The sequence below is a fragment of the Methylophilus sp. QUAN genome (genome assembly GCF_015354445.1).
Taxonomy (GTDB): domain Bacteria; phylum Pseudomonadota; class Gammaproteobacteria; order Burkholderiales; family Methylophilaceae; genus Methylophilus.
Genome location: NZ_JADKYT010000002.1, coordinates 263,089 through 282,004, shown reverse-complemented (window position 1 = coordinate 282,004; position 18,916 = coordinate 263,089). Strand labels below are relative to the sequence as shown.

Annotated in this window: 18 protein-coding genes; 13 read left to right on the top strand and 5 right to left on the bottom strand. The window is 50.3% G+C overall.

Annotated features, from left to right (window positions below; genetic code table 11):
* Positions 1-86 precede the first annotated feature (86 nt).
* On the bottom strand, positions 87-893 hold the full coding sequence (dapB, locus tag INP79_RS09945) for a 4-hydroxy-tetrahydrodipicolinate reductase (protein ID WP_194754131.1): 807 nt from the start codon (positions 891-893) through the stop codon (positions 87-89).
* A gap of 33 nt (positions 894-926) precedes the next feature.
* A complete protein-coding gene (bamE, locus tag INP79_RS09940) occupies positions 927-3,050 on the bottom strand; it encodes an outer membrane protein assembly factor BamE (RefSeq protein WP_228519853.1) in 2,124 nt (707 codons plus the stop codon).
* A gap of 130 nt (positions 3,051-3,180) precedes the next feature.
* Here bamE and fur point away from each other — a divergent pair, with 130 nt between their 5' ends.
* Both fur and INP79_RS09930 read left to right on the top strand, forming a co-directional pair.
* Entirely contained in the window at positions 3,181-3,600 is a 420-nt protein-coding gene (gene fur / locus INP79_RS09935; RefSeq protein WP_194742794.1) for a ferric iron uptake transcriptional regulator, read from the top strand.
* 11 nt (positions 3,601-3,611) lie between these two features.
* Positions 3,612-4,208, top strand: a complete 597-nt coding sequence (locus INP79_RS09930; protein ID WP_228519852.1) for a DNA-deoxyinosine glycosylase — start codon at positions 3,612-3,614, stop codon at positions 4,206-4,208.
* A gap of 137 nt (positions 4,209-4,345) precedes the next feature.
* On the opposite strand, the gene recN is transcribed toward INP79_RS09930, so the two are convergent.
* Both recN and INP79_RS09920 read right to left on the bottom strand, forming a co-directional pair.
* A complete protein-coding gene (gene recN, locus INP79_RS09925; RefSeq protein ID WP_194754129.1) occupies positions 4,346-6,007 on the bottom strand; it encodes a DNA repair protein RecN in 1,662 nt (553 codons plus the stop codon).
* A 21-nt stretch (positions 6,008-6,028) separates the two neighbouring features.
* A complete protein-coding gene (locus tag INP79_RS09920) occupies positions 6,029-6,898 on the bottom strand; it encodes an NAD(+) kinase (protein WP_194754128.1) in 870 nt (289 codons plus the stop codon).
* 103 nt (positions 6,899-7,001) lie between these two features.
* Here INP79_RS09920 and hrcA point away from each other — a divergent pair, with 103 nt between their 5' ends.
* The 3 genes from hrcA (at position 7,002) to hemH (ending at position 9,569) form a co-directional block, all read left to right on the top strand.
* Positions 7,002-8,018, top strand: a complete 1,017-nt coding sequence (gene hrcA, locus INP79_RS09915) for a heat-inducible transcriptional repressor HrcA (protein WP_194742790.1) — start codon at positions 7,002-7,004, stop codon at positions 8,016-8,018.
* A 117-nt stretch (positions 8,019-8,135) separates the two neighbouring features.
* On the top strand, positions 8,136-8,369 hold the full coding sequence (locus INP79_RS09910; protein WP_194754127.1) for a glycine zipper 2TM domain-containing protein: 234 nt from the start codon (positions 8,136-8,138) through the stop codon (positions 8,367-8,369).
* A 93-nt stretch (positions 8,370-8,462) separates the two neighbouring features.
* Positions 8,463-9,569 carry a ferrochelatase gene (gene hemH, locus INP79_RS09905; protein WP_194754126.1) on the top strand — a complete coding sequence of 369 codons (1,107 nt, stop codon included), beginning with the start codon at positions 8,463-8,465 and terminating at the stop codon, positions 9,567-9,569.
* 74 nt (positions 9,570-9,643) lie between these two features.
* Here hemH and INP79_RS09900 read toward each other — a convergent pair whose 3' ends face one another.
* Positions 9,644-10,201, bottom strand: a complete 558-nt coding sequence (locus INP79_RS09900) for a PEP-CTERM sorting domain-containing protein (protein ID WP_194754125.1) — start codon at positions 10,199-10,201, stop codon at positions 9,644-9,646.
* A gap of 294 nt (positions 10,202-10,495) precedes the next feature.
* On the opposite strand from INP79_RS09900, the gene rfaD reads away from it, so the two are divergent.
* From rfaD to INP79_RS09860, 8 genes are all read left to right on the top strand, one after another.
* Positions 10,496-11,485 carry an ADP-glyceromanno-heptose 6-epimerase gene (gene rfaD / locus INP79_RS09895; RefSeq protein WP_194754124.1) on the top strand — a complete coding sequence of 330 codons (990 nt, stop codon included), beginning with the start codon at positions 10,496-10,498 and terminating at the stop codon, positions 11,483-11,485.
* A 24-nt stretch (positions 11,486-11,509) separates the two neighbouring features.
* Positions 11,510-12,070: an SIS domain-containing protein gene (locus tag INP79_RS09890; protein ID WP_194754123.1), complete on the top strand. Its 561-nt coding sequence runs from the start codon at positions 11,510-11,512 to the stop codon at positions 12,068-12,070.
* Positions 12,070-13,527, top strand: a complete 1,458-nt coding sequence (hldE, locus tag INP79_RS09885; RefSeq protein ID WP_194754122.1) for a bifunctional D-glycero-beta-D-manno-heptose-7-phosphate kinase/D-glycero-beta-D-manno-heptose 1-phosphate adenylyltransferase HldE — start codon at positions 12,070-12,072, stop codon at positions 13,525-13,527. The genes INP79_RS09890 and hldE overlap by 1 nt, the downstream gene beginning before the upstream one ends.
* Positions 13,524-14,549 (top strand): lipopolysaccharide heptosyltransferase II, encoded by a 1,026-nt coding sequence (waaF, locus tag INP79_RS09880; RefSeq protein WP_194754121.1) that lies wholly within the window; start codon positions 13,524-13,526, stop codon positions 14,547-14,549. The genes hldE and waaF overlap by 4 nt, the downstream gene beginning before the upstream one ends.
* Entirely contained in the window at positions 14,546-16,075 is a 1,530-nt protein-coding gene (locus tag INP79_RS09875) for a hypothetical protein (RefSeq protein WP_194754120.1), read from the top strand. Before waaF ends, INP79_RS09875 begins: the two co-directional genes overlap by 4 nt.
* A gap of 165 nt (positions 16,076-16,240) precedes the next feature.
* Positions 16,241-17,284, top strand: coding sequence for a hypothetical protein (locus INP79_RS09870; protein WP_194754119.1), 1,044 nt, complete (start codon positions 16,241-16,243; stop codon positions 17,282-17,284).
* A gap of 9 nt (positions 17,285-17,293) precedes the next feature.
* Entirely contained in the window at positions 17,294-18,244 is a 951-nt protein-coding gene (locus INP79_RS09865) for a 6-hydroxymethylpterin diphosphokinase MptE-like protein (protein ID WP_194754118.1), read from the top strand.
* Between the two features lie 7 nt (positions 18,245-18,251).
* Positions 18,252-18,914: a CMP-N-acetylneuraminic acid synthetase gene (locus INP79_RS09860; protein WP_194754117.1), complete on the top strand. Its 663-nt coding sequence runs from the start codon at positions 18,252-18,254 to the stop codon at positions 18,912-18,914.
* Positions 18,915-18,916 lie beyond the last annotated feature (2 nt).

Here is an 18,916-nt window from a genome sequence, read left to right as displayed (position 1 = left end):
CAAATCGACCGCCCACTCAAGGGCAAGTCACAGGCAATATTGCTTTTGTGACGCAAGCCAGGCAGGCGCTGGGCAGCCCCTTAAAATCAGCTTTTATCAAACCCCAGTACATCACGCATATCAAACAAACCTTGTGGCTTATCCGCCAAAAATTTGGCTGCACGCAATGCGCCCTGGGCAAACGTGGCGCGGCTCGAGGCCTTGTGCGTCAGCTCTACGCGCTCACCCACCCCCGCCAGCACCACAGTGTGATCACCAACCACATCGCCACCACGCAAGGTCGCAAAACCAATGGTGCCTGCTTCGCGCTCGCCGGTCACACCTTCACGCGCATACACTGCACAATCTTTTAAGGCTTTATCAATGCCTTTGGCTGCTGCTTCGCCCAAACGCAGTGCCGTACCAGAAGGCGCATCCACCTTGTGGCGGTGATGCATCTCCACCACTTCAATATCGTAACCTTCATTGAGCACGCGCGCAGCTTGCTCAACCAGGTTGATCAACAAAGTCACGCCCACACTCATATTCGGCGCGAACACCACGCCAACTTTTTTGGCGGCTGCTTCAATACTGGCTTTCTCAGCCTCATTAAACCCAGTGGTGCCAATGACCAGCTTCACATTCGCTTGCTGGCAGGCTTGCAAATATTGCATGCTAGCCTCAGGGCGGGTGAAATCCACCAGCACATCTGCACCCTGTAAGGCCGCAGCAATATCCGAGGTAATTTTGACACCGGTCTGCTTGCCGAACTGCTCACCCGCATCGCGCCCTATCATAGCGCTCTCAGCACGATCCAATGCAGCATGCAGTTGCAAACCACTGTCAGAAAAAACACCCTCTAATAAAGCATGCCCCATACGACCAGACACACCTGCAATCACAACTTTCAACATCACTCGCTCAATCATTCTTTATTTAATAATGGGTTAAAACCCGATTTGTTCCAACACACCGTCTAGATGCTCAGCGCTACCTTCAGGTGCAGTCACTTGCTGGCTGCCAGATGCCGCTTCAGCACCAGAAGCAGTCGTTTCACGCACAATCAACCAACGCTGGGTAGCCGCATCCAGTTGCAACTCCAAACGTTTAGACATCTCGTCACGGTAGGATTTTGCGGCGTATTTTTGCGTGAATGTCACCACCGCCGCGTCTCCTGTACGGGAAACATTGAGGTTGCTGATATCCAGGCTGATTTTACCCTGCTGCGGGGACAGGCGTTTTTTACGCTGCGCCTCCCAGGCGGCACGATTAGGCAAACCCTCTGGCACAAAAGCAGGAGAATAGGCCGCAAAATAGGCATTCGTATTCTTGCTACGCCAAGCTTGCGCCCATGCCTGCACCGCTGACTCAACGCCGCTGTCTACTGTCGCAGTTGGCGCCACGGATGCTTCTGCCACCACCACTGGCTCAGAGGCGCTCACTTTCGGTAGATCCGCCACAGGCACGGCGGCTGCACCAGCCAAAGGCGTGACACGCTCACGCGTGATCAACCAGCGCTTCAGTGATGAGTCATAACGCATTTCCAAGGTTTTCGTCAGCTCATCCTTATAAGATTTAGCCGCATACTTCTGCTCAAAATGCACAGTAGCAATCGCAGCCGTGCCTTCACGTTGCACTTGAATATTATTCAATACCAGGGTGATCGCCCCCTGACCAGCCGACAAACGCTGCTTACGTTGCGCTTCCCAGGCTTTTTTGGATGGTAAGCCTTCTGGCACAAAGTCAGGCGCGTAGGCAACCAGATAGTTTTTAATATCCTTGCTACGCCAGGCTTGCGCCCAGGCAGCCACCGCCTGATTAATTTCATCATCACCAGCAGGCACTTCCTGCGCGACCACGGGTGCAGGCTCAACGGCTTTGGCCGCTGCTTGCGGTGCTTTAGCCGCCAGAGTAGCTGTAGGCGGAACAACAGGTGCCACTTCCTTCACGATAGATTTCGCTGGCGGCGGTGGTGGCAGTTCCGGCTCAGGTTCGGGCTCTGGCAGTTGCTCGGCCACAAACGTCGGTGACGGTTCAGCCGCATGCTCAGCCTTAGGTGCAACCCCCTTCTCAGTCACCTGATGGGCTTCAGCGTCTGTCGCTGGCGCATTGGCTTCAGCCATATTGCCTTTGACCATTTCCTGCTCGGTTGGCACTACTGGCGCCACATACTCCCCTTCAGGAATATAGGGAATCACTTCATCATCTTCAACAGCAGCCACTGCAGTTGACTTGGCAACCTGGGCTTGTTTAGACTCCGCAGGTTTCACAGCAGCAGCGGCTACAGTAGCGGCGGCAGCCACGGGCGCCACCACACTCTTAGCGGCCACAGAGCCTGCCTTCACTGGCGGTGGCAACACAGGTTCGGGAGCCACCGCTGCCGTTGGCGCGACAACAGGGGCCTCTTTAAATACGGGTGGAGGCTCTACAGTATCCGCAATTTTCGCCGCCATTTCTTGATCATTTGCAGCAGCCTTAGCTTGATACTCCCCTTCAGGAATATGCGGCACAATCTCTTCTTCTGTGACAGCTTTTTCTGCCGTCGCTTGAACAGCAGGCGCACTGCTGGCGGCTGCCTGCACTTTGGCCGCATCGGTCGCGGTCGCTTCTGCCGCTTTTTCAGCCGCAGCACCTTCTTCGGCTTTCCAGAACTTCAGCTTATCGGTCCAACCCTGCTCTTTTTCTGCTTCCACTTTTTTCTGTGGCAACTCTGCAATGGTTTTCACATCAGGATTTTCTGCTGACGGAATCACATCCCCACGTACGGAAACCAGGCTGTCCTTGTCAAAATCAAGAATCACGCGGCGCTTTTCAACAATGGCGCCCTGTTTGCGCAACTCGTAAAAATAATCCCAGCGATTATCACGGAAACTATCTACAATGAGCGGGGTCCCCATAATGTAGCGCACTTGTGATCGCGTCATGCCCGGGCGCAACTGCAACAGCATTTTGGAGGTCACGACGTTGCCTTGCTGAACTTCCATCTTGAACGGCTTAAGTGAAGGAAGTTTGGCACCGCACCCACTCTCCAGTGATGCGACAGCCAACACAAATAAGATAGAATTACGCATTGGATTCACTTTATAATCGGTATTATTGAGAATAATCATTAATATACCACGTAGTTTCGCCAATCCAGTACGGCAGGCAACTTAAGGCGTGACAAAACTTAACGACAGACAACACCAATGGACAAAACCTATGCATGATCCCAAAGAACTTAAAAATGCAGGCCTCAAAGCCACGCTACCGCGTCTGAAAATTCTGGAGCTGTTTGAAAATAGCGAACAGCGCCACCTGTCTGCGGAAGACATTTACAAAATCATGATCACCAACGGCGAAGACGTTGGCCTGGCCACGGTGTATCGTGTATTAACCCAGTTTGAGCAGGCTGGCTTGCTGGTGCGCCACCACTTTGAAAGTGGCAAAGCCGTGTTTGAAATGAACGAAGGCAGCCATCACGACCATATTGTGTGCGTAAAATGTGGTCGCGTTGAAGAGTTTTACGATGAAGAAATTGAAAAAAGACAAAAAGCAGCCGCTGAAAAATATGGTTTCAGCATGCAAGACCACTCACTGACCATTTATGGTTTGTGCAAAAAACAACCTTGCACTGAATAATCACTTCACGCATGGGTCGATGCTCGCTGGCGGGCATTGACCCATCACATGCCCGCTTGCCTGAACACTCACCTAGCATACCCGAACATCACACGACCGGATTTGCACCCGTCGCCAATCCTGATGCGCGCATCCTCATTCTAGGCACATTGCCTGGCATCGCATCGCTCAGACAGCAACAATACTACGCACACCCGCAAAATGCCTTCTGGCGGATATTGGAGCAACTATTCAATATCCCGGCACAGGCAGCCTATCACGTGCGCTGCCAATCCGCACAGGATCAAGGACTGGCCATCTGGGACGTGTGCCACTCCGCACAGCGCATGGGTAGTTTGGACAGTAACATCCAGAGCAACAGCATTGTCGCCAACCACATCCATCAATTACTGGCTGATTGTCCACGCATCCGATTAATTGCACTCAACGGCCAGGCTGCCGCCCAATTATTCAAAAAACATATCCGGCCCGCACCTGAAATTGAAACGGTTATTTTGCCGTCGACCAGTCCTGCCAATGCCAGGCTGAGATTCGAAGAAAAACTGGCACAGTGGGCCATATTGAAACAGGTGTGTGAAAACAGCATCGCTGACAACAACTCACCCTAATCAATGCAAAATAATGCTGTGCACGTGATGAGGCAATCCCCCTCTATAGCAGCAGAGGAAACCTAAACAAAATAAAATACCAGAAATAAATAAAAACAGCGCTTGTAGATAATTGCTAGATGGCTGCGCTCGGTAAGTTAGGCCAGATTTGCCTGTAACATTTCCCGCGCATGATCGCGCGTGGTTTCGGTGATCTGTAAGCCGCCCAGCATACGGGCAACCTCCTCCACACGCTCGCTGGCATCCAGTGTGCGGATTCTGCTCAAGGTCGTGCCCTGCTGCTCAGACTTGCTGACTTGCCAATGTTGTTGCGCCTGCGCGGCCACTTGCGCCAAATGCGTGATCACCAGCACTTGCCTATGCTGCCCCAACTGGCTCAATAATTTGCCAACCACTTCAGCCACGCCGCCACCGATACCGACATCGACCTCATCAAAAATCATGCAGGGCACGGTGCCTAATGAGGCCGTGGTCACCTGCAAGGCCAGGCTAATACGTGATAACTCGCCACCCGAAGCGACTTTATTGAGTGGGCGCGGCTCCACCCCGGCATGACCAGCAACCAAAAACTCAACCTGTTCCAGACCATGTGCTGCGGGCTCGCCTGGCGTTAACGCAACCGCAAACTGCCCCCCTTTTAATGACAAGGCCTGCATTTGCTCGGTAATGGTTTTTGCTAATTGATTGGCGGCTTGCTGTCTCGCAGCGGAGAGCGCCACAGCCTGCGCCTGATAGCTTTGCCATGCGGCTTGCACCTGTTTTGCCAAGGCACCATCATCGGCAAAGCCCTCCAGCTCAGCCATGCGGCTCAATTGCGCCGCCAACAAATCTGGCAACTCGTCCGGCTTGACCCTGAACTTGCGGGCAACGCCATGAATCGCCTGTATGCGCGCCTCGACTTCTGCCAGACGCGCCGGGTCCAACTCGCTTTTTTGCAGGTAGCGATTTAGCGCACGGCTGGCTTCCTCCAGTTGCACCACAGCAGAATCCAGTGTTTCAAGCATCGGCTGCAAACCTGCATCCATCGTTTGCAACTCGGCCAGCTTGGCTTGTGCTTGCGACAATAAATCCAGCGCATTCACTTCGTCGCCTTCGCTCATCATCTGCAAACTGGTTTCCATGCCACTGAGCAAACTGGCGCCATTGCTTAACCGCACATGTTCCTGCTGCAATGTCGCCCATTCTTCAACCACAAATCCCAACTGCTTTAACTCACGCGTGCTATCACGCAGCACGGCCAGTTCGTCAGCAAACTGGCTGGCATTTTTCTCGTAAGCTAATTGCTGTTGATGCAATTGCGACCAGTCTTTGTAAAGCTTGCCCACTTGTTTTGCCAACGGCGCGGCTTGCGCATAGGCGTCCAGTATCTCGCGCTGGGTGGCAATTTTAAGCAAAGAGTGATGTGCATTCTGACTATAGATATCAATCAGGGTTTCGCCGATCTCCCGCAGTTGGCCGACCGTGGCTGAAGCGCCATTGATAAATGCGCGGCTACGGCCATCGGCATAAATCACCCGGCGTAAAATAAGCGCATCATCGACGTCAATTTCTTGTGCCTGTAACCATTCGCGTGCCGCTAAATTCTTTGCAATATCAAAGGTAGTAGAAATCTCTGCCTTTTCGCAACCTTTACGCGTCACGTCGCCCTCATTACGCGCGCCCAGGCTTAACGACAAAGCATCAATCAAGATGGATTTTCCCGCACCGGTTTCACCGGTAAGGGCGGTATATCCTGCTGAGAACTCGAGTTCCAGCGTATCAACAATGACAAAATCTCGGATAGAAAGGGCTTGTAGCATGGGTTATCAGCGCGGGCTTGTTTAGCCCCAGTTTAATTTGTTACGCAACATATCAAAATAGCAATAATCTTTAGGATGCACCAGTTGGATTTGCTGTGGTGCACGTTCAATGCGCACATGATCGCCCACCATCAATGGATACTGCCCTTGGCCGTCATAACTGATCTGGGCATCGGCTGCATTGACCACGATGACCTCAATCACGCTGCAAGCAGGCACCGTAATTGGCCGATAGCTCAATGTGTGTGGGCTAATTGGCACGATGGAAATCGCTTCGAGGTCGGGGTGCATAATCGGGCCACCGGCAGACAACCCATAAGCAGTCGTGCCCGTTGGCGTGGTTAAAATCAGGCCATCAGAGCGCTGGCGCGAGACAAATTGCCCATCCACATGTACTTCCAGCTCAATCAGGCGAAAGGCGCTTTTAATCACCACATCATTCAAGGCAACAGTGTGCTCGATGGCTACTCCGGCACGGGTAACCACAGATTGCAGCAACATGCGCGATTCGAGTTGATGCTCACCCTGCAGGATCTTATCAATCTCAACCAGCATATGATCCGTTTGTAAATCGGTCAAAAAACCCAGGCGCCCACGGTTAATGCCGACCAGCGGCACACCGGTATCACGCAAAGCTCGTCCCACACTCAGCATGGTGCCATCACCACCCATGACAATCACCAGGTCAGCCTTGGTGCCGATATCTTCCAGGCTGGCCAGTTCAAAGCCTTCATCATCTACAAACTGTGCCGTGCGTTCTTCAATGCAAACATGCAAGCCGCGCGACAACAGATGATGCGCCAAACGGGTCAAATCACTTTGCATGTGCTGCAAGGCGGTGGCGTCCATGTATTTTCCAACAATGGCGACTGAGCGGAATGTAGATTGCATGGCCGCATTAAAGCATAGAAGCCCACAACTGAAAAGCGCAAGGGGCTGTTATCCTGAGCGTAAATGGTGCAAAATTTCAAACACGGCAACAAGGTGGTTAAAAGTGGATAAACGCGCGCAAATTTTGCTAAAAACGCTGGTCGAACATTACATCAGCGAAGGTCAACCCATAGGCTCACGTACCCTGCTCCAGCATTCAGGCCTGGATGTCAGTCCGGCGACTATCCGCAACGTCATGAGCGACCTCGAACAATTAGGGTTTATCACCAGTCCGCATACCTCTTCTGGCCGTGTGCCGACCAAAAAAGGTTATCGCCTGTTTGTAGACTCGCTCATGACCGTACAGCCGATAGACCAGCGCGCCGTGGCGCAACTCAAAACCGGGCTGACGTCGCCCAATCCGCAGGCACTGATTAACAGCGCAGCCGACATGCTGTCGCAACTGACGCAGTTTGCCGGATTGGTGATGATTCCCAAGCGTACACGTAACGTGTTGAAACACCTGGAGTTTTTGCACTTAAATGATAAAAAAATCCTGGTCATCCTGGTCACTGAAGATGGCCAGGTGCAAAATCGCATTTTGCTCACTGACAAAGCCTTTAGCGCCAGCGAACTGACTGCCGCCAGCAATTACTTTAACAGCCATTGCCGCGGGCTTTCGCTCGAAGAAGTACAAGCCAAACTCAAGCAAGAGCTACAGCAGATGCAAGTCGACATTAACCGCCTGATGTCCGCCGCGCTTGAAGCCGCCAGCCAGCCAGAATCCTCTGAGCAGGAAACGGTGGTGATTGCTGGCGAACGCAATCTGCTGCAAGTCGATGAACTCTCGACCAACGTCGGCAGTCTGCGCAAACTGTTTGAGATTTTTGAACGCCGCACGGCCCTGATGCAATTGCTGGACCATAGCCAGCGCGCGGATGGCGTACAGATTTTTATCGGTGGCGAGAGCGGCTACCTGCCGCTGGACGAATGCAGCCTGGTGACCTCCCCCTATGAAGTCGATGGCCAGGTCGTTGGCACACTGGGCGTCATTGGCCCAACGCGTATGGCTTACGAGCGCATTATCCCGATTGTGGACGTGACGGCTAAACTGCTGTCAAACGCCCTATCCAACCAGTAGCCTGCTTCTTTACATTTGTCAGAGAGTTCTGACAGTACTATCAGCTTTAATCTGCTACAACAGAAATGGTCACATGCTTATACTGACCCCACTATTTATTCATTGTGGAGAGATCAAATGAACAGCGCCCATCAAAAATCTTTGCATAAATCCCTGATCTGGACAGCCTTGTTAGTACTGTGCCTGAGCATGACCGCCTGTGGCTCCATGAGTACGCGTGGCAAAAGTACCGCCTTAGGCGCTGGTATCGGTGCGGTTGGTGGTGCCGTGTTAACTGGCGGTAGCGCGATTGGTACGGTTGGGGGTGCCGCCATCGGTGGCGTGATTGGTAACCAGATCGACAAAAAATAATTCTCTTTTGCAGCCACTGGTGAAAGCCAGTGGCTGTCGCACTTTTTTAGGTAGCATGCGTCATAAGGGCATTTAATCGCTTAAAATGTCCTTATGACTTATTACCAGCCAGAGCCTGCCTACACCCACGGCAGCCAACCAAAAGTGGGAATTCTGTTAGCCAACCTGGGCACACCAGAGGCACCCACAGCTCAAGCATTACGACCCTATTTAAAGCAATTCCTCATGGACAGGCGTGTGGTTGAAATTCCGCGCCTGATCTGGTGGTGCATCCTGCACGGCATTATTCTGGTCATCCGCCCTAAAAAATCGGCTGAAAAATACGCCAGCATCTGGCACAAAGACGGCTCACCGCTCATGGTTTACGCCGTGCAGCAAAAAAAATTATTGCAAGGTTATCTGTCACAAAAGATCAACTCGCCATTTGCGGTTGAACTCGGCATGACCTACGGCAACCCCAGCATGCAAAACGCGATTGAATCATTGAAAGCACAAGGCTGCGACCGCATTCTAGTGTTCCCCCTCTACCCACAATATGCCGCCAGTAGCACAGCCGCCGCGTTAGACGCCGTGTGGCGCGTGCTACTTAAAATGCGCAATGTGCCTGCTATCCGCACCATCAAGCACTACCACGACCACCCACTTTACATTCAAGCCCTGGCCAGCCATATCCAAACTTATTGGAAACAACACGGCAAACCCGAAAAGCTGGTCATGAGCTTTCACGGTGTGCCTAAGTTCCACCTGCTTAAAGGTGATCCTTACCACTGCGAGTGTCACAAAACGGCACGCCTGCTGGCAGAGGCTTTAGGCTTAAGCAAAGCGCAATACGAAGTCGCCTTCCAATCCCGCTTTGGCCGCCAGGAATGGCTACAACCTTACCTCGCAAATACGCTGGATGCCCTTGGAAAGCAACAACTTAAACGCATAGACGTCGTCTGCCCCGGCTTTAGCAGCGACTGTCTGGAAACCCTGGAAGAAATTGCCATGGAAGGTAAACACTTATTCCAGTCTGTGGGCGGTGGTGATTACCACTATATTCCTGCACTCAATAGCGAAGCCGTATGGATTGAAGCGATGCGCGATATTGCGCTGGAGCATTTGCAGGGTTGGGTGAGCAATGACTTCAATCAGATGCAAGCAGAGACTGAGACGCAAGCAAGTAAGCAACGCGCTTTAGCGATGGGCGCTGAAAAATAACGCTCAGCCATACGACAGGCACAAAAAAAGCGTAATTAAATTACGCTTTTTTTATATCCTAATTAGTGTAAACATCAGGCTTGTTTGCGGCGAGTGGCGAAGCCTAACAACCCTAAACCAGCCAATAGCATGCCGTAGGTTTCTGGTTCCGGTACGTTTGCAACCGTAAACTGAAATTTATCGTAGCTGAAACCCGCGCCTGTCGATGAATCGTCAAAATATAGTTTTGTGATGTTGGAATAGGCACTTAAATCGACCAAACCATTTGCTTCACGTGCAATAGTGCCTAACAAAGAAGTGCCACTGAAAATGTTGATATCAAGATGGTCACCACTATCGTACCCGGCAAGCACAAACGAGAGATTATTCACCGCTGCAGTAAAGTCAACTTGCAAGTCTGCCTGGCAGTTAAAGCCTGCCGTCAGCGGGCAGATTTCACTCGCTATCGCTGACGCACCCACATAAATATCTGACCCAAATGATGTGATGGTGGCCTGTGGGAATACCAGAACAGTAGTGCCCTGAGTACCTTGTGGTAACGTTGTGAAATCTAATGTATCAGCAAACGTATTGGTTGAAAATAAAGCAACAAAGATTGATAGAGCGATACTGCGTTGTTTCAAGAACTTCATAACACCCTCCCCATAAATTATATTTAATAATAAGAATTGCCCGCCGATTTTAAGCTTATGATAGCAACCTGTCTATAGCCCCCTTGGGCAGGGTAATTGGGCCTGAATTGACTGAATTTTCTGTAGCTTAGTTAAGAGCTTGAATCACTTACAAAAGCGCCCAGAACAAGTTGAGGGTAGCAGCTAGCGATAGTCATGCACTCAGTATTTGATACATTCATGCTCACCGATTCCTATGTCTGCCCTGCCCGATTACGCGTTATAATCGCGTTTTAACGTTTTTATCATTTCCTTATGATCGTTATCACCGGTGGCGCAGGCATGATTGGTTCTATCATGGCCTGGCATTTGAACAACAAACTGGGTCGACAAGACCTGGTGATTGTTGACCGCATCACGCACGAAAACCAGTGGCAAAACCTGGTACACAGGCACTATGCCGAATACCTGGATAAAGACCAACTGTTTGAATTCCTCGAAGATAACGATGACATCACTGCGGTGATTCATATGGGTGCCATCAGCGCGACCACTGAGCGTGACTTTAACAAGCTGGTGGCGGATAACATGCATTACTCACAAGACTTGTGGTCCTGGTGTGCAGAGTATGAGGTGCCTTTCTTTTATGCCAGCTCAGCGGCCACTTATGGCGGCGGCGAGCAAGGCTATGATGATGCCAGCATTGAAAACCTGCGCCCATTAAATGGTTATGGCTATTCCAAACACTTTTTTGACCAATGGGTGTTACAGCAAGTCGCGCAAAAACAAGTCACCCCACCGGCCTGGGCGGGATTCAAGTTTTTTAATGTCTATGGCCCCAACGAATATCACAAAGAGCGCATGGCTAGTGTGGCTTATCACACCTTTAACCAGTTTAAAGAAACTGGCACCATGCGCCTGTTTAAAGGCACCAAAGCTGGCGTGGAAGATGGCATGCAATTGCGTGACTTTGTTTATGTGAAAGACGTGGCGGATGTGATGGGCTTCTTTTTGGAGGCTGCACTGAAAAACAAACCGGTTGCCAGCGCAATCTACAATATTGGCACCGGCCAGGCGCGTAGCTTTAAAGACCTGGCGACTAATGTGATGACCAGCATGGCGCGCGAACCTAACATCACTTACATCGACATGCCGCAAGACTTGCAGGGCAAGTATCAGTACTTTACCCAGGCAGAGATGCAGAAGCTGCGTCAGGCAGGCTATAAAAAGCCTTTCACCACGCTGGAAGAAGGCGTGAAAGATTATGTACAGAACTATTTGATGCAAGAAGACCCTTACGCATAACTGCCATCAAACACTGTGAGCGATATGAATCATATTGAATACCTTAAAGGCGAGCACGCCGCCCATGTAGCCATGTTCCAGGCGCTGGAACCTCTGTTCCCACTCATTAGCGATGTGGGTAACCTGCTACGCGATTGCATCCAGCGTGGTGGCAAGGTGTTGCTGTGCGGTAACGGCGGCAGCGCGGCAGATAGCCAGCATATCGCTGCCGAGATCGTTGGCCGCTTTAAAAAAGAGCGTAAAGGGTTGCCGTCTATCGCGCTGACCACAGATACCTCTATTCTGACTTCGGTCGGCAACGATTATGGCTATGACTATATTTTTGCGCGCCAGGTAGAAGCCTTGTGCCGCCCGGAAGACGTCTTGATTGGCCTCACCACTAGCGGCAACAGTGCCAATGTGGTGCGTGCGATTGAAACGGCAAACGAGATCGGCGCAACGACCATCGGTTTAACCGGCGGTAGCGGCGGCAAACTGAATACGCTTTGCACACACAATATCGTGGTGCCTTCCAGCGTCACGGCACGCATTCAGGAAGCGCATATTTTTATCGGCCATTGCCTGTGTGAAATCCTGGAATCCTGATGAATCCTACCATTGCAAACCTGGTGACGCATTTTGGCGAGCATCCACAACACGCGCTGGTGATCGGCGATGTGATGCTGGACCGCTACCTGATGGGCGAAGTGAACCGCATTTCACCTGAAGCGCCAGTACCTGTGGTGCTGATCAAGTCAGAACAACAGCGTGCCGGTGGTGCAGCCAACGTGGCAGCCAACCTGGCATTGCTGGGCATACACACGCGCATGATAGGTTTGATTGGCAATGATCATGAAGGTCAGCGCTTAATGGCTGCAATGTCAGACTATGGCATTGATACGCAAGCCATGCTGACGACGCCCGCGCGCCCGACCATCGCCAAAACCCGCATTCTCGGCGGGCACCAGCAAATGATGCGACTGGACCAGGAAGTGACTGGCGCTTTGTCTGACGCAGAGGCCGAGCAAGTCACGCAAGCCATACAAACGGCGTTGCAACAACAACCTGCCCTGATCATTTTGTCAGACTATGCCAAAGGGCTGTTGACAGAACAAGTGTGCCAGCAAGTGATTCTCTACGGGCGTGCACACAATATTCCGGTATTGGTTGACCCAAAAGGGCGCAACTACGACAAATACCGCGGTGCGACGGCCCTGACGCCTAACAAAAAAGAAACCGCAGAAGCTTGCGACGCGCATACCAATGATCCGGCATTGATTGACAAGGCACGTACACTTAAAGCCAGCCTGGCGCTGGACTTTCTCGCTGTCACCCGTGGTGAAGAAGGCATTACGCTGATCACAGAACAGACTGATCACTTAAGTGCCACTGCCAAACAGGTATTTGATGTTTCAGGCGCAGGCGACACAGTGATTGCCACGCTGGCTGCAGGCCTCATGCATGGCTTGAGCGCACTGGATAGCCTGTCACTGGCCAATATTGCTGCTGGCGTAGTCGTCGGCAAAGTAGGCACGGTGCCGATCACCAAAGCAGACCTGATTGATGCGATAGCCACCGCCCAAGGCAGCGAGCAAGCCCATAAAGTGAGTGAGTTGCCGGAGTTGTTGCAGAAAGTCGCCAACTGGAAACAACAAGGCCAAAAAATTGTGTTTACCAATGGCTGCTTCGACCTGCTGCATGCCGGGCATGTGACTTATCTCGAAGGCGCAAAGAAACGCGGCGACAAGCTGATTTTAGGCTTAAATACGGATCGCTCAGTCTCAGCCTTGAAAGGCCCAACCAGGCCGGTGGTTAATGAAAAAGACCGCGCCCGTGTATTGGCCGCGCTGGAGTCCGTCGACGCGGTCATTTTGTTCGATGAAGACACGCCGCTTACCCTGATTAATGCCATTCAACCAAATATCATTGCCAAAGGCAGTGATTACACCGCAGACCAGGTGGTAGGCGGCAAAGAAGTGCTGTCATGGGGTGGTGAAATCGCCCTGATTGACCTGGTCGAAGGCCGTAGCACCACTAACCTGATTAAAAAAATGCACGCATGAACAAGATTTTGGTGATGGGCCCGTCATGGGTGGGCGACATGGTGTTGGCACAAAGCCTGTTTAAGCAACTCAAAATTGAGCAGCCCGATTGTCAAATCACAGTTGCTGCGCCTGCCTGGACCCTGCCACTACTGGAAAGAATGCCGGAAGTCTCAGAGGCGATCGCACTGCCGTTTAAACATGGAGACCTCGCATTACGTGAGCGTTTTAAACTGGGACGGGAATTAGCCAAGCAAGGATTCACCCAGGCGATTCTATTAACCAATAGCCTGAAATCAGCCATCTTGCCGTGGGCGGCAAGCATCCCCGTCCGCACCGGCTTTAAAGGCGAAATGCGCTATGGCCTGGTCAATGATATGCGGCCACTGGACAAAAGCGCGCTTAAGAAAACGGTAGAACGCTTTGTTGCACTGGGCTTACCTAAAAGTGCAGCGCTCCCTGCTTCATTACCGCAACCAGCCTTGCTGGCAGACCCCAAGCATGCAAACACCCTGTTAGCCAAACTCAATATCCCAGATACACAACAGCCAGTACTCGGCCTGTGTCCAGGGGCGGAATACGGCGAAGCCAAACGCTGGCCCGCTGAGTATTATGCAGAGGTGGCCAATCACGCCTTGCAGCAAGGCTGGCAAGTCTGGTTATTTGGCTCAGACAAAGATAAACCCGTGACAGCTAGCATCCAGCAACAGACTCAACGACGTTGCGTGGATCTGGCTGGCCGCACTAAGCTGGGCGAAGCGATTGATTTAATGTCACTCTGTCGCACCGTGATCAGCAACGACTCCGGCCTCATGCACGTAGCCGCAGCACTCGATAAAAAACTCATTGCCATTTACGGCTCGTCCGACCCCAAACATACACCACCCATGCATCCACAAGCGGTAGTGGAGTATTTGGGGCTGTCATGCAGTCCGTGCTTTGAGCGCGCTTGTCCATTAGGACATCTCAACTGCTTGCGGCAGATCCAACCTGAGGCCGTTCTGGCCAAGCTGACATCAACCTCCTTGGAGATGACGAAGTGAACCTCCGGCTTTTTTTAGGCAAAATCACGCCTAGTCAATGGCTAGGCTTATATCTGCTGGCCGCATTCATGATTGCTTGCAAGATCATGTATAACCAGCATGGTTGGGTGAACAATGACTCGCTATTGTACTTTGAGCAAGCTAGGCTGATAGCCGCTGGTGAATTTCAGCAAGCCTTCAGTCTTTTTACCTGGATTTTCTATCCAGGCCTGCTGGCACTGATACATACACTGAGCGGTATCGACATCCACTCTGCCGCCATCGGCTTGAATATCGTATGCTTTGTGCTCTTTGTGGCTGGTTTTCAACGCCTGCTACTAGAAGCAGGGGCAAAAATGCGTACCTTGCATTGGGGACTTTTGTTGCTGTTCTCAACGCAATACATCATCGGCGATGTATTAGGCATGCTGCTAAGAGATGAAGGTTTTTGGGCAGCTTATACCTGGGGGCTGGTGTACTGGCTACGCACACTCAAGCACCAACGCTGGCATGATATCTTGATGTTCCAGTGCAGCATGGCTATTGCAGTATTATTCCGGATAGAAGCCTCCGCCTATTTGCTGGCATTGCCATTGTTCATGTTGCTGCACCAAGCCATTGCCTGGCCTCAACGCATCAAACTGTGGTTACAAGCCAATACCATCGCTTTATTAACGGCGGCCATCCTGGGCATTGCTATTTTTGCCGGGGCTTTACATATCCAGCAACTTGGACGCCTGCAGGAAATTATTACGCAACTGGCCAATTTATTCAGTGAGCGAATTTCTTTCATTAATCAGAAAGCAGACATTATCGGCAAACAGGTACTGGGCGACGACCTGGATGATTATAGTGTGTTCAGTTTGTGGGCGAGCCTGATTCTCATCGCGTCCTTTAAAACCTTGAAAGTGGCTGGGTTACCGGCATTGCTAGTTGTCCTTTGGCCCAAACCGACCTGGTGGTTCAAACTGTCAGAACACACCAGGCACCTGGTTGTTGCAACCCTCTTCATCAGCTTCACGGTCAGCCTGGTGATTATTCTCAATGTGTTTGTGCTCTCCAGTCGCTATGTCATCTCTACGGGCATCATTGTCTTAATCCTGGCCGCTTTTGCCATCAGCGAACTGCAAAACCGCTGGCCAAAATGGGCAAGCATGTTTTTTGCCGCACTGCTGGCCTGTTTACTCATCTATTCACTCTATGACCGCAATGGCATCGATCTCGACAGGCAAGCGGTCAATTACATCCAAAGCATTAATACCCAACATAAACCAGTGTTTTACGATACTGAAAATGCCAGGTTTTATGCAAAACAGCCTTACCTTAATAGGTTGCTCGGTTATTCCCTGTTCCCGCAATTAGTGTCTGATCAAGAAATTGAAAAGTATGACTACTATATGATCACCATTAGCAAACATGAAGCTGATATCGCGTATGAGCAACAGGCCCAGCAAATTCTGGCGCAGCATCATTTCACTTTGGTAAAAACGCTATATGGCTGGCGAAAAAAATCAAAAGTGTTAATTTTTAGCAGGCAAACTAATTAAAATTACCGCCAGTAAGTTAAAATTCGTAAGTGAAATTTTGACTCATAATTAAAACAATAACTCTCCTCATCGAACATGATCAATCAGATCTTTAAAAACAAACCACTTATCACGCCTTATTGGCAATCAAACTTTAAACACTTACTCCGCTTCAGCATTTTATGGATGATATTGTTCGCGTGTACCGCTAACGTTTGTAACAGTTTCTTCATTAAATGGGGATTTCGTGACGACTCCCGTTACGCGTCGCTGGTTGGCGTGATTGATGGTACGGCCTATCAACCCTATGTCTACCGTTCGGCTGTACCGCGCCTGGCGGATATGGCCGTGCAACATTTGCCGGCGGAAAAACAGGAGCAACTGTTTCATCGTATTATCTCTTCAGACAAACTGAAAAACCATTTTTTTCACGACATCCCTGCTGAGCAATGGACACCTCGTGTTGCGCTCGACTATCACCTGATGTACGGGCTCACCTTGCTCAGCTTTTTAATCACATTAATCTATCTGCGCAAAATATTCCTGCACTTCTCTTCAAATTATTCTGCATCCATATTGGCTGTCGTACTGTTTAGCCTCATGTATCCCCTCACCTTCAAGCGTGGTGGCTATTTTTATGATTTTTTTGAATTACTTGGCATTACCGTCAGTACATTTTACTTTTTAACAAATAGGAAATTACTGGCCTCTGTGCTGCTAATGCTGACCGCTTTTAATAAAGAGACGGCCTTTGTGGCAGCCTTTGGCTTCTTCTTTCTGCATAGTAAAGACTACCCCATGCAAAAACGCGTGGCTTATTTTGCTTTGCAGTTTATCGCCTGTTTCCTGATCCGACAGTGGATTATTGCGCCTTACACAAGCAATACAGATACGGCGCTGCACTTCCATTTGCTGGATAACGCTAAGTTTTGGCTAAACCCGGCCAACTACTTGAAGCTGAGTGACTTTTACACGCTAGGACTTTTCTCACCGACGCTACAACACGTACTCGTGTTTCCCTGGCTGGTCTACTGGATACGTGCAGGCTGGCAACAGATGGACGACATGCTTAAACGCTATACACTGGGCATTTTCATCCCCAACCTGATTTTGTTCCTCAACTTCACGACCAAAGATGAGTTCAGGAACTTCTCGCTCAGCATGATTGCCTTGTATATTGTATTGATACACGGCTTCTCATCGTTCAGACAATGGCTGGATCAAAAATAGTGCACGCCTATGAAGGTATTACATAAACTGCATTGTGGCTTCAGGCGATTGCTGCTTGGATCGTATTTCAAGCATCAATACAATTGCCATCCTGATTTTGATCTGCTGCGTAGTGAAACAACGTGTACGGTGCGATGGAAAAAACAGCCATTGGCGACGATTCCTTTTGCACACACACTCAGCCACACAGCACATGGCCCTTGCTGGATTGTGGCCTCAGGCCCTTCTTTAGCTGATATTGATTTGCAGAAAATTGCGTCCTACCCAACGATCAGCCTGAATTGTGCCATCAAAAAATTTCTGGAGGCAGGGCTCACGCCTACCCACAGTATTATTGTCGATCACCGCGTATTTAAACGCCAATGGCAATGCGTTGTGGATTCAATACGCTCCGGCGCACATTGCTTCTTCAGCTTTGAAGGTTTAAGTATCATTGCCGAGCGTGCACCTGAGTTATTACAGCAAGGCAATATTTACTTAATCGAGTCTGCGACCAGAAAATACGGCGTAGCTCGTGAGAGTATCAAACAATGCCTGCAACGTTTCCAGCAAGACCCTGAAATTGCCCTGGCTGCAGACCTACTACCCTACTGCCGCGCCATTGGTTTCAGCCACAACCTGCAAAAAGGCGTTTTTGCAGGTAAAACAGTGGCCACCTGGGCGGTACAGCTCGCATTTGGCCTTGGTTACGGTGCGATTTATATTGTGGGCATGGATTTAGGCGGGACGGGAAAAACGCATTTCTATGCGGACAAAAATAACCCCGCTCCTGATTTCTTGCGCTATTACGAGCCACATATCCGTGGCTGCTTTGAACTGGCACGCCAGGCAAGTGAAAAAACTGGTGTGAAGTTATATAATCTGTCGCAACAAAGCGCATTACCAGCGCACATTATCCCCAAAATTTCCTTTACCGAGGCTTTGCAACAAATAGACAAGAATGCGTCTTCTGTGAAATGAACATGTTATGAAAATTATTATTCCACTACAAACTTGCTCAACGCGTATTCCACACAAAAATATCCGTCCGTTTTACCAGGACGACTCCCTGTTTGATATTAAAGCCAAACAAATCCTGACCTTCGAGTCACCAGAGAATGTCTATGTGTCTTCTGAAAGTGCAGAGCTGGTCAAACCTTTGTGTGATAAATATGGTTTTCATTTCATGCAGCGCGATGATTCGCTGACAGGCAACAAAATCTATCAGCCCGATTTGGTGAAAGCGTTGACCGACCCGCTGCCAGGTGATGATGACATCATGTGGATACAGGTGACTTCTCCGCTATTTAATCAGTTTAAGGAAGCGCTGGAGGCTTGGAAAACCGTGCGTAATGACTATGACTCCCTAGTGGCAGTCAAGCCATTTAAAGGTCATTTGCTGGATGCCAAAGGTAATCCTGTCAACTATGGCTTTGGCTACTGGCATAAAGTATCGCAAGACTTACCCAAGCTGTATTCTGTACTGTGGAGTCTGTTTATTCTCAAACGTGAAACTGTTAACCGTTTTCACTACCATATTGGCGTGAACCCATATCTGTTTGAAACTAACCATATGGTGGTAGATATTGATTACCATGAAGACTTCGAACTGGCCGGAATGATTTATACCAAACTGCACGGTACCATTTAATA

What these genes read in the sequence shown, in the direction of transcription:
- dapB (WP_194754131.1), bottom strand. Translation starts at nt 893, where the DNA reads ATGTTGAAAGTTGTGATTGCAGGTGTGTCTGGTCGTATGGGGCATGCT.
- bamE (WP_228519853.1), bottom strand. Translation starts at nt 3,050, where the DNA reads ATGCGTAATTCTATCTTATTTGTGTTGGCTGTCGCATCACTGGAGAGT.
- fur (WP_194742794.1), top strand. Translation starts at nt 3,181, where the DNA reads ATGCATGATCCCAAAGAACTTAAAAATGCAGGCCTCAAAGCCACGCTA.
- INP79_RS09930 (WP_228519852.1), top strand. Translation starts at nt 3,612, where the DNA reads ATGGGTCGATGCTCGCTGGCGGGCATTGACCCATCACATGCCCGCTTG.
- recN (WP_194754129.1), bottom strand. Translation starts at nt 6,007, where the DNA reads ATGCTACAAGCCCTTTCTATCCGAGATTTTGTCATTGTTGATACGCTG.
- INP79_RS09920 (WP_194754128.1), bottom strand. Translation starts at nt 6,898, where the DNA reads ATGCAATCTACATTCCGCTCAGTCGCCATTGTTGGAAAATACATGGAC.
- INP79_RS09910 (WP_194754127.1), top strand. Translation starts at nt 8,136, where the DNA reads ATGAACAGCGCCCATCAAAAATCTTTGCATAAATCCCTGATCTGGACA.
- hemH (WP_194754126.1), top strand. Translation starts at nt 8,463, where the DNA reads ATGACTTATTACCAGCCAGAGCCTGCCTACACCCACGGCAGCCAACCA.
- INP79_RS09900 (WP_194754125.1), bottom strand. Translation starts at nt 10,201, where the DNA reads ATGAAGTTCTTGAAACAACGCAGTATCGCTCTATCAATCTTTGTTGCT.
- rfaD (WP_194754124.1), top strand. Translation starts at nt 10,496, where the DNA reads ATGATCGTTATCACCGGTGGCGCAGGCATGATTGGTTCTATCATGGCC.
- INP79_RS09890 (WP_194754123.1), top strand. Translation starts at nt 11,510, where the DNA reads ATGAATCATATTGAATACCTTAAAGGCGAGCACGCCGCCCATGTAGCC.
- hldE (WP_194754122.1), top strand. Translation starts at nt 12,070, where the DNA reads ATGAATCCTACCATTGCAAACCTGGTGACGCATTTTGGCGAGCATCCA.
- waaF (WP_194754121.1), top strand. Translation starts at nt 13,524, where the DNA reads ATGAACAAGATTTTGGTGATGGGCCCGTCATGGGTGGGCGACATGGTG.
- INP79_RS09870 (WP_194754119.1), top strand. Translation starts at nt 16,241, where the DNA reads ATGATATTGTTCGCGTGTACCGCTAACGTTTGTAACAGTTTCTTCATT.
- INP79_RS09865 (WP_194754118.1), top strand. Translation starts at nt 17,294, where the DNA reads ATGAAGGTATTACATAAACTGCATTGTGGCTTCAGGCGATTGCTGCTT.
- INP79_RS09860 (WP_194754117.1), top strand. Translation starts at nt 18,252, where the DNA reads ATGAAAATTATTATTCCACTACAAACTTGCTCAACGCGTATTCCACAC.